Genomic DNA, 13,461 nt, shown 5'->3' with positions numbered 1-13,461 from the left:
AGCAGTGATGCTCCCCACTTATATTTTGTTCATTATAGCTATCCTAGTTGGTTTTTATTTTGGCCTGAGATCCTCCGTTGCTTTTGAATTTTGATTTTAAAATCATCATATCCTCGCTGATTTTCTTGTCCAGAATTTTTGCGTAGTGTTGGGTGGTTTTAAGGCTGGTGTGTCCCAACATTTTGCTTACGGTTTCCAAAGGAACACCATTGGAGAGTGTCACCGTTGTGGCAAAGGTGTGGCGGGCAATGTGGAATGTCAGCTCTTTTTTGATTTCGCAAACATCTGCTATTTCCTTGAGATAGGCATTCATTTTTTGATTGGTTAAAATAGGGAGGAGGCGTTTCTCATTTTTGCAAACTGGATGCTCGGCATATTTGTTGATGATTTCCTGCGCCATTGGCAGTAAGGGGATTTTGGAAGCGGTATCGGTTTTTTGTCTGTTCTTGAATATCCATTTATCGCCATCTATTCCCAAGGCAATATTGTCCAGCGTTAGTTGTTTCACGTCGATATATGCCAAGCCCGTAAAGCAGCTGAAAACGAATATGTCACGAACAAGTTCCAATCGCTCTGAAACAAATTCTTTGTTTATCATTTGCTCTATTTCGGCTTCAGAAAGGAAATCGCGAACTACTTCCTTGATTTTCGCTTTGTAATTTGCGAAAGGATTCTTACTCAGCCAGCCATTGGCCAAGCACTGGTTGATGATTTTGTGGAAATTCTTGATGTATTTGACAGCGGTATTATTGGCGCATTTTCGTTCGCTACGCAAGTAGAATTCATATTCTTTGATAAAGGAATGATCTATCTTCTCGATATTGATGTCCGTGATGTTGTATTTCCAGAAAATAAAATCTTTGGTGTGCTTCAACGAGGTTTCATAGCGTTCCAATGTTCCAGGTGCATATTCCTGTCCAACCAGTTCTTTGATTTTGCGATTGTGTTCTTGGAAGATAGGAACTAACATTCGTTCGCGTTCTTTTTTACCGGTTAACTCATTTTTAAAGGTTTCAAAGTTTACCGGGATGTCTTTTTTGATTAAATTTTTCTCCACATTTAAAATCTTTGATTTTAAATTGTCAAGATGTCCATTGATTGAACGAGCTTCTTCCGAAGTCCCTTTCATTTTAGACATTTCGGAGTGCCATTTGTCTGGGTCAACAAACTTGCCAGTACTGTTATCCAATCGTTTACCATTGATGGTAATTCGTTGAAAAATTGGAGCCAAACCTTGAGCATTGACTTTGACTCTTTTTAAATAAAAAAGGATTGAAATTGGATTGTCCATAATTGGTAACCTTTAAGTTAATAGAAATTTAGAAAAACTATCAACACAAAACAAGATGTTCAATGAATGAACCCCTTGTTTTAAAAGGGTTTACAAAGGTAGGGGCACAATGAATTTGAATTTTTAAAGTGCCCCGAATTGTACCCCTTTAGAATGAGAAACTATGAATAATTTGGATAGGGAGTAAATTAAAAAACCCTCTAAATCATAGGATTTAAAGGGTTTTGGTAGGTTTTTTGAAATAACCAGCGGAGAAAGAGGGACTGCATTTATCCAAAATGCTGAAATTCAAAATACCACTATTTATTCGATTTAATCCAACAAATACAATGCTTTAAGACGGTTTTAAATGGATTTATGTTTGAATGTGTTTGGATGTTTTTGGATAATTTTTGACAAATGTGGGCTAAATGTGGACTAGATTTTATAATTTTGTGCTTTATAAAAGAATATGGCATCAATCAATCTACTCTTGCAAAGCAAAAAAAGTCCAGCAGTAATTTACATCAGATTACGCGATGGAAGAACTCTTGACATCAAAGCTAAAACAAATTATCATATCGATCCTACAAACTGGGATGAAGTTGAGCAAAGACCTCTAAAGAAACTCTTAAAGATGGTTGACTTTGCAAATCTAGATACCGATTTAGCCACTTTGAAAAATGATCTACTAAAAGAGTACAACAACAGCAAAGGTGTTAAGGTGGTTGATTCTTTGTGGCTTAAAGATTTTGTTAACCCTCCACAAGTAACAGAGAAGCATCCAGATAAATTAGTGGATTACATTGATACGTTTATTGAATTTAAAAGAAGTGATGTAAAAAGCAGCACAATAACAAAATGCAATGTTATTAAACACCTAGTGCAGCGTTACCAAAAACATACCAAATCAATTTTATTTATCCGTGATATAGATGCAAAATTTAAAATGGATTTTGAAAAATATTGCATTAGTGTTGGTTATGCACCAAACACCACAGCGAGAAACATTCGTTTCATTAAAACATTTTGCAGACACGCAAAAGCAAATGGAGTAGAAACGCATCATCAACTCGATAGCATCAAAGCCAAATACCACAAAGTAGAAAATATCTATTTAACATTGGAGGAAATTGAAAGTATTGAAAAGATAGAAAGCAAAGATTTAACGGAAGGGCTAGAAAATGCTCGTGATTGGTTATTAATTAGCTGTTATTGTGGTCAGAGGGTTTCTGATTTCCTTCGTTTTGACAAATCTATGATTAGATATGAGAAAGACAAAAAAGGAATTCTAAAGCCACTTATTGAATTTACACAAGTCAAAACTGATAAAATAATGACAATTCCATTGCATAAAAAAATAATGGAAATACTCAAAAAATACAATGGTGATTTTCCAAAAAAGATTTCAGACCAAAAATACAATGAGCACATAAAGAAAGTTTGCAAAGCAGCCAAAATTGAAGATCCAACAAAAGGTGTAAAATTTGACCACGATACAAAAAAGAAAGTAGAAAAAGAATACGAGAAATGCGAATTAGTATCTTCGCACATTGGAAGAAGATCCTTTGCTACAAATAATTACGGAATTATACCAACTTCGTTTTTGATGTACATCACTGGGCACACAACAGAAGCAATGTTTTTAACATATATTGGTAAAAGTAACAAGGACATCGCTATGGAATTAACGAGTTATTTTTAATTTTAAAAATTATCTATTATGGAAGAGTATTTAAAATTTCTTGAATTAACAAAGAAAAAAATATTGATAAGTAAAAACATTAAAGAAGCGCTTAAAGACTTCGGTAATCAAAATGATAATTTTCCAAAGCAAAACGGTTTTAAAGATTTTTTTAAAAAGAGTGAGGACTCATTCAAAGAAATGATTAAAGAATTAAGGGACTTAGGTGAAAAAGAAGAGTCTTTAGCATTAATGATAAAAACAGAAAAAGAAAAAAGATTAGATGCTATTCAAAAATTTTTGAATATTTCAAAAGATTTTAATAAAGATAATTTTTTTAAAAAGAAAAGTGAACAGAAAATTATAATCACAACTAAATCATCTAATAATACAGAATTAAAAACTTTAGATGAAAAACCAAAAAAATTTTCTGAAAAATGGCACGCAATACTTTATTTGTTGGAATTACAAGCGGCCAATGCTTCACCTCCTGAAAATAGTGAAGGAAGTTTAATTAAGGATGATATTGAAGAAATTGGTAGACAGAGAATTAAAGGTTCTAAGGGACAAAGTTTTTATAGAAATGTTTTAAAATTTAGACTCGATATAAAAGACAAAAAATCTTTAAAGAATATATTAACAGATGATTGGAAGGAAAAAATAATTTCACTTTCCAATAATAACAAAAGCATTATTGATTATATAGAAAAAAATTACTAAATAACTCAGGTATGTCAAGGTACGTACCTATAAAATACCCACTAATATACCTCCCAAAATTTGCATCATTATAAACCAATTAATGATGTAATTATGTTAACAAATTCAATTTTATTAGAAGCACTTTCAGTTGAACAACTTCAACAACTGATTAACACATCCGTTAAAAACGGTATTCAAGAATTTCATAGCGGAATTCAATCTAAAGACAATTCAGAAGAATTGCTTACACGAGGACAAACTTGTGACTTTCTCAAAATCGACAGCAGCACATTGTGGGCTTGGACCAATAAGGGTAAAGTCAAAGCCTATGGCATAGGTGCAAGACGCTACTATAAAAGGAGTGAGCTATTGGAATGTTTAATCTTATTAAAAAAGTAAGCTATGAACATTTCAAAAGAAATAATTTTGTCAAAAGTGAGTAGCTACGAGATACTTAGCTACTATTTACAACCTTATTATGGTAAAGGAAGCTTAATTGCAGGTAAAAACTTTAGCAATCCGTTGATTAGCGTACAACAAGAAACACCTTCATTTAATGTATTCCCAGATACAGCAACAGGAGTCTGGAGATTCAAAGATTTTGCCACTGGGGATAGTGGTAGCTGCTTTGATCTTGTAATGAAACTTCATAATCTTTCATTCCAAGAAGCATTAGAAAAGATTTATGATGAATTGTGCCAAAAGAAAGATGTTTCTAAACAACCATTTCAACCGATTAAAGTAAGCGAAAAGATTGCTGCTAAGGATTATGAAATAGTGAAGAAACCATTCGATGCTATTGATCTTGCTTTTTGGGAAAAATACGGAATAAATGAAAAAACACTCGAAAGGTTTAAGGTTTCATCGTTACAAGAATTTAGTTCAGTTACTAAAGCTGGAATTAAGTTTAAGATCACGTGTGATAATTTAAGTTTTGCATACGAGAATGATGATTGGGTAAAATTGTACAAGCCAATGGATGAAAAAAAATATAAATTTCAACATTTGGGAACCAAAGAGCCAGGATTTATTTTTGGATGGAAACAACTTCCTGAAAATAGCAATATACTTATTATTACAGGTGGTGAAAAAGACGTAATGTCACTCTCAGCTCGCGGTTATAATGCAATCACGTTAAACAGCGAAACAGCCACTCTAGACTATCAAATAGCAGGGCAATTAAAGCGTCGTTTTGATAAAATTGTTGTTCTGTATGACAATGATAAAACAGGGTTAAAGCAGTCCTCTATTTTAGCTGAAACACACGGTTTTCATCGATTGGTTTTACCAGAATTTCAAGATGGGGGGAAAGATATTTCAGACTATTTTTCAGGAGGAAATACGATAGAACAATTAAACGAACTGCTTTCAACAACACATCAATCTGAAGTTTTCAAGGAAGAAGATGAAAAGTTTATGTACAATGCTGTAGAATTAATGGCAATGGGAAATGTTGAGCCAAGTTATCTAATGGAACCAATATTTCCACAAAAAGGAACTGCAGTTTTGGCTGGTAAACCTGATATTGGAAAAAGTCAGTTTGCTAGACAACTATGCATTCAAGTTGCATTAGGGCTAAAAGATATAATTGGTTTCGAAATTAACGCCATTCACAACAAATCAATTTACGTTGCAACTGAAGACAATGAAGATTCAACAAGAACGTCATTAAATATGCAAATGAATGGACTTGGAGAAGAAGTAAAAGAAAACTTGCGGTTTATGTTTGCTGCTTCAATGGAACAAGAAGAGATTTTGAAACAACTAGACAAAGCTTTAACCGATGAGCCAGCTGATTTAGTTGTAGTAGATAGTTTTGGAGACATCTTTACTGGTAATGATAGTAACAATAATATGGTTATGCGAAATACAGTAAAACTGTTTGACAAAATTGCCAAAAAGCACGATTGCCTTCTATTGTTTGTACATCACATCAACAAAGGAGCTTATAATAGTAATCCTGGGCAAGAACACATACAAGGTGGATCAGGGTTAGTACAAAAAGTACGTTTAGCAATAATCTTATCAGAAGGTGTTGGGGATATTCGCTATTTTACAGTTGTTAAAGGGAATTACTGTCCGAAAGAATATAAACAAAACTCAATAGAGCTAAAGTTTTCGGAAGATACTTTGCTTTTTACAAATACAGGTAAATTGATCCCCACAAATGAATTAGTAACTCAATCTCAAAGTGGCAAGAAACAAGATTCCCAAAAAGAATTAGAAAATTATGCAGAAGTAATTTTAGAAAACAATTCAATGTCTTATGGTGATTTTGTAAAAGAGTTTGTGGAAATCACGAATAAAGGAGAAGCAACAGCAAAAAGAGCAATAAAGGCACTTACAATTTCAGAATTCATTGAAAAAGTTGAGGGCAAATATCGCTTAAAAACAAATAATGCTGGGGATGATGATTTTGAAGAATGTGAAGAAGTTCTTTCGTAAGTATCAAGTATCACAAGTATCAAACTACGGTAAGTTTGAGCGAACTGATACTAATTAAAAAAGTTTAGAATATTTTGGTATCAGGTATCATTAGTTTCATTTCCCAAGGGTTTTGATACCGATGATACCTGATACTATTTTGATGATTCATTTGAATGTACTAAAACACTTGTAATAAATAAAAGTACTTTAGATGATTTGTAAAAAAAAAACAATATATTTGAGAATAAATAAAGCGAAACAAACCTTTGCTAATCTACCCAATTTAATTGTATATACGAAAGTTTATTTTGCCTATATACTAGTTATAATCAACCCTAACAGACGATACGGAATGAAAAAAATTATACTGACATTATTCTCCCTTATTGCAATCCAAGCATTGACTTTTGGACAACAAGAAGTAAAAACAAATGACGGAAAAACTGTGTTGCTGTATGAAGACGGCACTTGGTTATACGCTGACAGCATTCCATCATATAATATTAAGGTTACAAGTATAACAAAATTAGAACTCCCAAAAACTAATTTCAAAGACAAAATTATCACACATACAGGGTATTCGCTTTTATACAATGAAACACACGAACAAGCAAATTGGGTAGCCTACGACCTTACCAAAGAGGAAACAAATAAACTTTTTGAACGAACGGATAAATTCATATCAGACCAAAAAGTAAAAACAGGGACTGCTTCTGACAAAGATTACGAAGGTTCAGGTTATGACAGAGGACACTTAGCTCCTGCATCTGATATGGGTTGGTCATCTAACTCAATGGCTGAATCATTTTATTATAGTAATATGAGTCCGCAGACACCCAGTTTCAACAGAGGGATATGGAAAAAGTTGGAGGAATTAGTCAGAACTTGGGCAATTGAAAACAATACTGTATACGTTGTTACTGGACCAGTATTAACAAATGGGCTTCAAACAATTGGACCAAATAAAGTTTCCATTCCAAATTATTATTACAAGGTAGTTTTAGATTACAGTGAACCAAACATAAAAGGCATTGGTTTTATTCTTCCAAATATTGGCTCTAAGGAACAACTTCAATATTATGCTGTATCAATTGATAGCGTTGAAAAAATGACTGGAATTGACTTCTTCCCATTATTACAAGACGACCAAGAAGAATTGATTGAAAAAACACTTTGTATTAAATGTTGGTCTTGGAAGAACATCAAAACAACAAGTGAAAAAGATGAAAATAAAGCAACAGAATCTGTTCAATGTAATGGAATAACAAAAGCTGGAGATAGATGTAAAAACAAAACATTGAATCTTAGTGGATATTGTTATCATCACGAAGGGCAAATTAATAGTGACACTCCGAAAAGCAATACCGAAGAAATCAAGAGCTATCCAAATAAAACAACAAAAAGCAGTTCGTCTTCATCTCAATGCTCTGGAACTACTAAAACTGGTAGTAGATGCAAAAGAATGACGACAAGTTCAAGCGGAAGGTGTTATCAACATTAGATAAAAATTATGACTACATTAAACAATGCTGAAAACAAACTTGGACTTTTAAATGTCATTGTTACCATACTCTCAATTTATGTATTGGGAGCATTAATAGTTGATACCGTTTTCGTTCTTCCGACAGAAACATCAATTTTATTGAATTACATTGATAATACAATTTGTGCGTTTTTCTTTTTTGAATTTTCAATACGTTTCTACAAAGCAGAAAGCAAATTGAAATTTATGAGATGGGGTTGGATTGACCTGCTTTCAAGTATTCCTATGGTCGGTTTTCTTCGTGCAGGCAGACTTTTAAGGCTTATTAGACTACTAAGAGTTATAAGAGCTTTTCGTTCAACAAGACATCTTGTAAATCATATTTTTGCTGATAAAGCACAAGGGGCTTTCACGTCAATATCCGTAATTGCAATCTTACTAGTAATTTTTTCTGCAATTGGAATTTTACAAGTTGAAAACGACCCAAATAGCAATATAAAAACAGCCGAAGATGCAATTTGGTGGGCTTACGTTACTATTACAACAGTTGGTTATGGCGACAAATTTCCTGTGACAACAGAAGGACGAATTATTGCTGCATTCTTAATGACAGCAGGTGTAGGTTTATTCGGGACATTTACTGCATTTATTGCATCTTGGTTTGTAACAGACAATAAAGCAAAAAGCGAATCCAATGACAACAAAGCATAGAATAAGGGCAGCTTGTAACAGCACATTTGCAATAGGCGGTTTTTCGTGCTTTTAAATTATTTCTAGGTTAAGTTTTAAAGCTGTAAACACACCACCCCCTAATTCCTCCTTCTAAACCAAAAACTAAACCAAGGGAACATAGGTAATATATATAGCGATAAATTGGTTAATTGATATATTTAAGCAATCATTTTAAAAATTATTTTTCAAAAATTTCTAACCAGTTTGGTTATAGAATAATTTTTTTCAATATAAATAATAGAAATAGTTACATTCCTGTAAACATCCAATATTATTGATTTCTTAAAAAAGCTTCGTTAGCTCCTCTACTTTAATTATTGATACTTGATGTAGAATTTGTCTGGAGAACTTACCTTAAAGTATCGTATTGGCTTAATAAATTTTCCGTTTTCATCTTTATTTATTGCTTCAATTATATTTTTGCTGTCATAATTTGATATTTCTGAAACATAAAAATTATTGTCTATTTCTATTAATTTATCATCTCTATTTAATGAGTAAGATATTAAATTGTTGAAAATTACAGGACTGTTGTCCATAGTAAATTGAATTGTATTTGGTTTATTGTTTTTTGGACGCATTATTAAATCTTTAAATTTTAAAATGTTTTTATTAATATAAAAGCCATAAATAATTTTTGCTGATTTTTTTGGGACAATTATTATTTTTTCTTCTATACTAGTGACAGAATTACTAAATCCTTCCGTTGTCTTAAATGTATTGGATACCCCAAAAGTATTTGTTATACCAAAACTATTTGTTTTAATCAATTTATTTGTTTGTAATAAATTATAAGCATTATAGCCTGAAACCGAAATTGATTTAGAATTTGAACCATAACCAGAAATTGAGTTTGAGCTTGAAACGGTATTGGAATTTGAATATGAAGAAGAACTTGACTTAGAATAAATTCTGTTATTAAAGAAGTTATTAGCCATCCCATTTTTCACATAAAAACTTTCATCCATATGGATATAGATATTGTCATTCGTTTTGTTGAAAAATTTAAAGCTAAAATTTCCGCCATTAGCCCATAAATCATATGTTACTTTGCAGTTATCATCTTCAAATACTAGAGTATTGTCTTTGATAACAATGTTATTAGTGGTTTTTGTAGTATAAACTTGGTAATACACAGATTGGCAAGAACTTAAACATATTAATATTGTCAGCGAAATAATTATTGATGAAATTTTCATTTTTTTTTATTTTTAATTGCTCAAATATAACTATTTTTTGTTCATTTTTTATAGCTGAAATTAGATCAGATCTTTCTTGTTCGTATTTGTGTTTTAAAAAAGTATTTTGTTAATTAATAGCTAAAAATTATTTTCCAAAATTTTCCAAAATTTGATTGTTTTTTTTCTGTGCGTAATAATAAAGACTCCTTCCTACAAAACCTCCCTAGTGTTGTTTTTACCTTCGATAGTACTCCCCATAAAAATGAATTATAAAATTATTTTGTTCAAATGTGGAAAACCGTAAGCTTATTAAATTGCAATGAATTAAGTTTGCATTCCAATAAAAAAACAAAAGAAAATTATGAAAAAATATATTTTAACAGCATTATTAATTTTTGCAATTGGGCTTACATCTGCGCAAAATACTCAATTTGGAATAAAAGGAGGTTTAAACCTTGCAAATCAGTATGGCACTGGATTGGTTGAATTATTAAATACATCTCCAATAATAAGATTCCACCTAGGCGGTTTTGTCGAAATGAAACTTTCCGATAAAATTTCTATTCAGCCTGAATTATTATATTCTTTACAAGGATGTAAATCTAGTGATGAAATTAGACAGAATTATGATCCTAATGAACCTATCCGTAATTCAGATTTTTTTTTTAATTTATCTTATATAAACATCCCTGTTTTGTTTAAATATTATATTATTGAAAAATTTAGTTTAGAAGCGGGGCCACAAATAGGTGTTCTAATAAACTCTAAAGTTAAGCAAACTTTAACAGGACAACCATCCATCGTTTATAACAATATTTCTAGTTATAATTCCTTAGATTATGGTTTGAATATTGGGGCTGGATATGATATTTCTGAAAAAATTTCTACAGGAATTCGTTATAACATAGGTTTGTGCGATATTGACAAATCCACCTCTGTAACCAAAAACAGAGTGTTTTCACTTTCTATGTGTTATAAATTATAAAAATTTTCAAAATGAAATATATCAAAAAACTAATTTATATACTTAGCATTACATTCATACTGCTTCAATCTTGTTCTTCTAGAGATGATTCTAATACTCCTCAATTAATTTCTGACGGTTTGTTAGTAGGTAAATGGAATTTAATTTCTAACACTTATGGAAAAATAGACAACCCTATAGAAGATATTACAACTTGTCAATCGGCATTTTGGCAATTTGACTTTAAAAATAGTAAAGAGATTGTATTTAGAGCTACAACTGATGACCCCTCAACTTTATTAGCGAACTGTGATCCCAAACTGTTAAATTATACCTATACTGTCACTAATGATTTACTATCTATAACTCCTGTTAATAGCGGTTATTCTGGAGCTGCATTCTTTATTAAATCTCTTACAATTACTAAATTAGTACTTAGTTCTGGTAAAGATGAATATAATAAATACTCTATATGGACATTTAAAAAGCAATAAAATCAGTCTCTCTTCGGGAGTTCATTTAGTTGTGTAATAATTTTTCAGTCAATTGTCAAAAATATTATTTCCTAAAATTTTAACCAAATTTAGTTTTTATGGTGTGCAAGTGAAATGGAAGGATCCTCCCATCCAAAACCCCCTGGTATCATTTTCAAGTTCTATAGCCCTCCCCATAAAATAAATTATAAATTTATTTGCCTATACTTGGAAAACTTTAGTTCAATCTAATTATAAAATCATTACATTTATGCATTTTTTAACAAAAATGCCTTTACTAAAACCCAAATTTTAAAACATATAAATGAAATACTTAATATTATTATTTATTAGTGGATCAATCTTTGGTCAAGATCTTCATCACCAAATGATTTCTGCACAGGGAAAAAGTGTTGAGATTGCTAATGGAATGCTCGTCAGCCAGTCTATTGGGCAACAAAGCGCAATTGGTAACTATAAAAATGGGTATACTGTTGGTCAAGGATTCCAACAAAGTAATTGGAAAAAATATGTCAATAACAATATAACCACTAACATTTCAACCATCACTTATCCCAACCCTTTTGTAGCTACTATAAATTTTCAGTTTTCTGTACCCATTAAAGACAAAATACAAATAGAGGTATTTGATATTCGTGGAAGATTGGTTTTTAAAGACGAAAAAATGGCTTCTGAAACTCTCTTAACTATTGATTTGGCACAATTGCCCTCTAGTAATTATTTGACTCGATTAACAGCACCTAACTATACTTATTATTCACAAATATTAAAAAAATAATGAAAAAATTAATTTTTTTGCTTGCAATCTTTTGGTCATTAGAAAATGCCCAAGCACAAGAAGTTTATTTCTCAATGGGAAAAAACTTTACCACTTATAATTTCAAAGATTCTAGTGGTGCTTCGAATCCCAATCTTAAAAGTGGAACAGGGAATTTTTATGAGTTAGGCTACATCAAGTCACTAAACAATGAAAAGTTTGCCTATTCTTTAGGCTTGGCATTGAATGAATACAATAATGTAGGTGGTAACTCAGCAAATAGTTATTCCTGGGAAACACAATATCTCGGTTTTCAAGGAGGAATAACATATTCTATTATCGAAAAAAGTGATTTTGATATTCTTCCCAAGTTTGGATTAAATCTTGCAACCATAATTAGTGGTAAACAAAGTATTGATGGTACTTATTATAACTTGACCGATGAAAAAGAATTCTCAGGATTATTAGTTACACCTTCATTAGGGGTTCAAATAAAATACAATCTTTCTTCTGATGGATTCATAAGTCTAGGATATAACTATAGCATAGGACTTAACCCGACGAATACTTCAGACCAAAAATTATCATTTAGCACTAACCAATTACAATTTGGCGTTCATTATGCCTTTAATTAATAATTAATATGAAAAAAATATACATTTTATTTTTACTGTTTTTCGCATTATTCTCAAACGCTCAAAACGGAATTACTTATCAGGCAGTAATATTAAATCCAAAAGGAGAGGAACTTCCAGGAGCTGATAACTCAAGAGCACCATTAGTAAACAAAAACATTTGCTTGCGCTTTAAAATTTTAAAAGGAGCATCTCTTTTAGAATATCAAGAAACATTAGCTACTATTACAGATGAATTTGGGATGGTCAATGTAATAATTGGTACAGGAACAAAAACAGGTGGTACAGCACTTAATTTTGCAGCTATTAATTGGGATGGAAATCCAAAAAATCTTGTTGTTGAATTAGATACAACAGGAAATTGTTCTAGTTTTCTTGAAATCAGCAATCAACCCTTTACAGCAGTTCCTTTTGCATTTTATGCTGCAAATTCTGCAACATCTACTATCCCTGGACCTCAAGGTCCAACAGGAGCAACAGGAGCACAAGGGATTCAAGGGGTAAAAGGTGATACTGGGGTACAAGGTATTCAAGGTATTCAAGGTATTCAAGGTATTGCAGGGCCTGCGGGAACACAAGGAATTCAAGGTTTGAAAGGAGATACTGGAGTATCTGGTTCTCAGGGACCTCAAGGTATTGCAGGAACTAATGGTTCACCAGGAATTGCAGGTCTAAATGGGTTAAATACATTAATAAAGACTACCATTGAGCCTGCAGGATCTAATTGTACAAGTGGAGGTACGAAGATAGAAGTAGGGTTAGACTCAAACATAAACGGTGTACTTGATGCCAATGAAGTAAATGCTACGCAAACAAAATATGTTTGTAATGGAGCTCAAGGAGCAACTGGAGCTTCTGGAAATACAATTGTAAATGGGAGTGCGAACTATTTTATACCTAAATTAGTAGCCAACGAAGTTACAAATACTTTTACTCAAAATGGATCGATTTATGGTGTCCAAAATAACGGTGTTTTTAATCCTCCTTTACCTTATGAATTAAATTATTAGGTATAGGCGTTTAGGCCGCCCAAAAACGAAAATAGTATTACCTTTGTCAAATGAGTACAAGGGAGAAATTTATAGGTGTGAATTCAATAACATTTAACAAGCGATTTAAGGAAGATGCAGAC

13 protein-coding genes are annotated in these 13,461 nt (G+C 31.8%); 11 read left to right on the top strand and 2 right to left on the bottom strand.

Features of this window, described 5'->3' with window-relative positions; translation table 11 throughout:
- Nucleotides 1-43 precede the first annotated feature (43 nt).
- A complete protein-coding gene (locus ACIQ1E_RS07545) occupies nt 44-1,291 on the bottom strand; it encodes a site-specific integrase (RefSeq protein ID WP_396170161.1) in 1,248 nt (415 codons plus the stop codon).
- Nucleotides 1,292-1,742: 451 nt separating this feature from the next.
- Between ACIQ1E_RS07545 and ACIQ1E_RS07540 the strand changes: the two genes are divergently transcribed.
- The 6 genes from ACIQ1E_RS07540 to ACIQ1E_RS07515 all read left to right on the top strand — a co-directional run bounded on the left by ACIQ1E_RS07540 (nt 1,743) and on the right by ACIQ1E_RS07515 (nt 8,277).
- Entirely contained in the window at nt 1,743-2,975 is a 1,233-nt protein-coding gene (locus ACIQ1E_RS07540) for a phage integrase SAM-like domain-containing protein (protein WP_396170159.1), read from the top strand.
- A gap of 18 nt (nt 2,976-2,993) precedes the next feature.
- Nucleotides 2,994-3,674: a hypothetical protein gene (locus tag ACIQ1E_RS07535; protein ID WP_396170157.1), complete on the top strand. Its 681-nt coding sequence runs from the start codon at nt 2,994-2,996 to the stop codon at nt 3,672-3,674.
- Between the two features lie 93 nt (nt 3,675-3,767).
- Entirely contained in the window at nt 3,768-4,055 is a 288-nt protein-coding gene (locus ACIQ1E_RS07530; protein ID WP_396170155.1) for a helix-turn-helix domain-containing protein, read from the top strand.
- Between the two features lie 3 nt (nt 4,056-4,058).
- Entirely contained in the window at nt 4,059-6,101 is a 2,043-nt protein-coding gene (locus ACIQ1E_RS07525) for an AAA family ATPase (protein ID WP_396170153.1), read from the top strand.
- Nucleotides 6,102-6,435: 334 nt separating this feature from the next.
- The gene (locus tag ACIQ1E_RS07520; RefSeq protein ID WP_396170152.1) at nt 6,436-7,584 is read left to right on the top strand and encodes a DNA/RNA non-specific endonuclease; all 1,149 of its coding nucleotides are present in this window, start codon (nt 6,436-6,438) and stop codon (nt 7,582-7,584) included.
- A gap of 9 nt (nt 7,585-7,593) precedes the next feature.
- Complete coding sequence (locus ACIQ1E_RS07515; RefSeq protein ID WP_396170150.1) at nt 7,594-8,277, top strand: potassium channel family protein; 684 nt, start codon at nt 7,594-7,596, stop codon at nt 8,275-8,277.
- Nucleotides 8,278-8,612: 335 nt separating this feature from the next.
- Here the strand turns inward: ACIQ1E_RS07515 and ACIQ1E_RS07510 are convergent, their stop codons facing one another.
- Nucleotides 8,613-9,497 carry a hypothetical protein gene (locus ACIQ1E_RS07510; protein WP_396170148.1) on the bottom strand — a complete coding sequence of 295 codons (885 nt, stop codon included), beginning with the start codon at nt 9,495-9,497 and terminating at the stop codon, nt 8,613-8,615.
- A 343-nt stretch (nt 9,498-9,840) separates the two neighbouring features.
- Between ACIQ1E_RS07510 and ACIQ1E_RS07505 the strand changes: the two genes are divergently transcribed.
- The 5 genes from ACIQ1E_RS07505 to ACIQ1E_RS07485 all read left to right on the top strand — a co-directional run bounded on the left by ACIQ1E_RS07505 (nt 9,841) and on the right by ACIQ1E_RS07485 (nt 13,339).
- Complete coding sequence (locus tag ACIQ1E_RS07505; protein WP_396170146.1) at nt 9,841-10,464, top strand: porin family protein; 624 nt, start codon at nt 9,841-9,843, stop codon at nt 10,462-10,464.
- Nucleotides 10,465-10,475: 11 nt separating this feature from the next.
- Complete coding sequence (locus tag ACIQ1E_RS07500; protein ID WP_396170143.1) at nt 10,476-10,937, top strand: lipocalin family protein; 462 nt, start codon at nt 10,476-10,478, stop codon at nt 10,935-10,937.
- A gap of 304 nt (nt 10,938-11,241) precedes the next feature.
- The gene (locus ACIQ1E_RS07495) at nt 11,242-11,715 is read left to right on the top strand and encodes a T9SS type A sorting domain-containing protein (RefSeq protein WP_396170141.1); all 474 of its coding nucleotides are present in this window, start codon (nt 11,242-11,244) and stop codon (nt 11,713-11,715) included.
- Nucleotides 11,715-12,329 carry a hypothetical protein gene (locus ACIQ1E_RS07490; protein WP_396170139.1) on the top strand — a complete coding sequence of 205 codons (615 nt, stop codon included), beginning with the start codon at nt 11,715-11,717 and terminating at the stop codon, nt 12,327-12,329. Before ACIQ1E_RS07495 ends, ACIQ1E_RS07490 begins: the two co-directional genes overlap by 1 nt.
- A gap of 8 nt (nt 12,330-12,337) precedes the next feature.
- Complete coding sequence (locus ACIQ1E_RS07485; protein ID WP_396170138.1) at nt 12,338-13,339, top strand: hypothetical protein; 1,002 nt, start codon at nt 12,338-12,340, stop codon at nt 13,337-13,339.
- The last annotated feature ends 122 nt before the right edge of the window (nt 13,340-13,461 follow it).

This window comes from Flavobacterium sp., from assembly GCF_044348915.1.
Classification (GTDB): domain Bacteria; phylum Bacteroidota; class Bacteroidia; order Flavobacteriales; family Flavobacteriaceae; genus Flavobacterium.
The sequence above is the reverse complement of the archived record's forward strand: the minus strand, read 5'-3'. Positions and strand labels throughout refer to the sequence as shown.

Coding starts and splice junctions, on each gene's coding strand:
- ACIQ1E_RS07545 (WP_396170161.1), bottom strand. CDS start 1,291: ATGGACAATCCAATTTCAATCCTTTTTTATTTAAAAAGAGTCAAAGTC.
- ACIQ1E_RS07540 (WP_396170159.1), top strand. CDS start 1,743: ATGGCATCAATCAATCTACTCTTGCAAAGCAAAAAAAGTCCAGCAGTA.
- ACIQ1E_RS07535 (WP_396170157.1), top strand. CDS start 2,994: ATGGAAGAGTATTTAAAATTTCTTGAATTAACAAAGAAAAAAATATTG.
- ACIQ1E_RS07530 (WP_396170155.1), top strand. CDS start 3,768: ATGTTAACAAATTCAATTTTATTAGAAGCACTTTCAGTTGAACAACTT.
- ACIQ1E_RS07525 (WP_396170153.1), top strand. CDS start 4,059: ATGAACATTTCAAAAGAAATAATTTTGTCAAAAGTGAGTAGCTACGAG.
- ACIQ1E_RS07520 (WP_396170152.1), top strand. CDS start 6,436: ATGAAAAAAATTATACTGACATTATTCTCCCTTATTGCAATCCAAGCA.
- ACIQ1E_RS07515 (WP_396170150.1), top strand. CDS start 7,594: ATGACTACATTAAACAATGCTGAAAACAAACTTGGACTTTTAAATGTC.
- ACIQ1E_RS07510 (WP_396170148.1), bottom strand. CDS start 9,497: ATGAAAATTTCATCAATAATTATTTCGCTGACAATATTAATATGTTTA.
- ACIQ1E_RS07505 (WP_396170146.1), top strand. CDS start 9,841: ATGAAAAAATATATTTTAACAGCATTATTAATTTTTGCAATTGGGCTT.
- ACIQ1E_RS07500 (WP_396170143.1), top strand. CDS start 10,476: ATGAAATATATCAAAAAACTAATTTATATACTTAGCATTACATTCATA.
- ACIQ1E_RS07495 (WP_396170141.1), top strand. CDS start 11,242: ATGAAATACTTAATATTATTATTTATTAGTGGATCAATCTTTGGTCAA.
- ACIQ1E_RS07490 (WP_396170139.1), top strand. CDS start 11,715: ATGAAAAAATTAATTTTTTTGCTTGCAATCTTTTGGTCATTAGAAAAT.
- ACIQ1E_RS07485 (WP_396170138.1), top strand. CDS start 12,338: ATGAAAAAAATATACATTTTATTTTTACTGTTTTTCGCATTATTCTCA.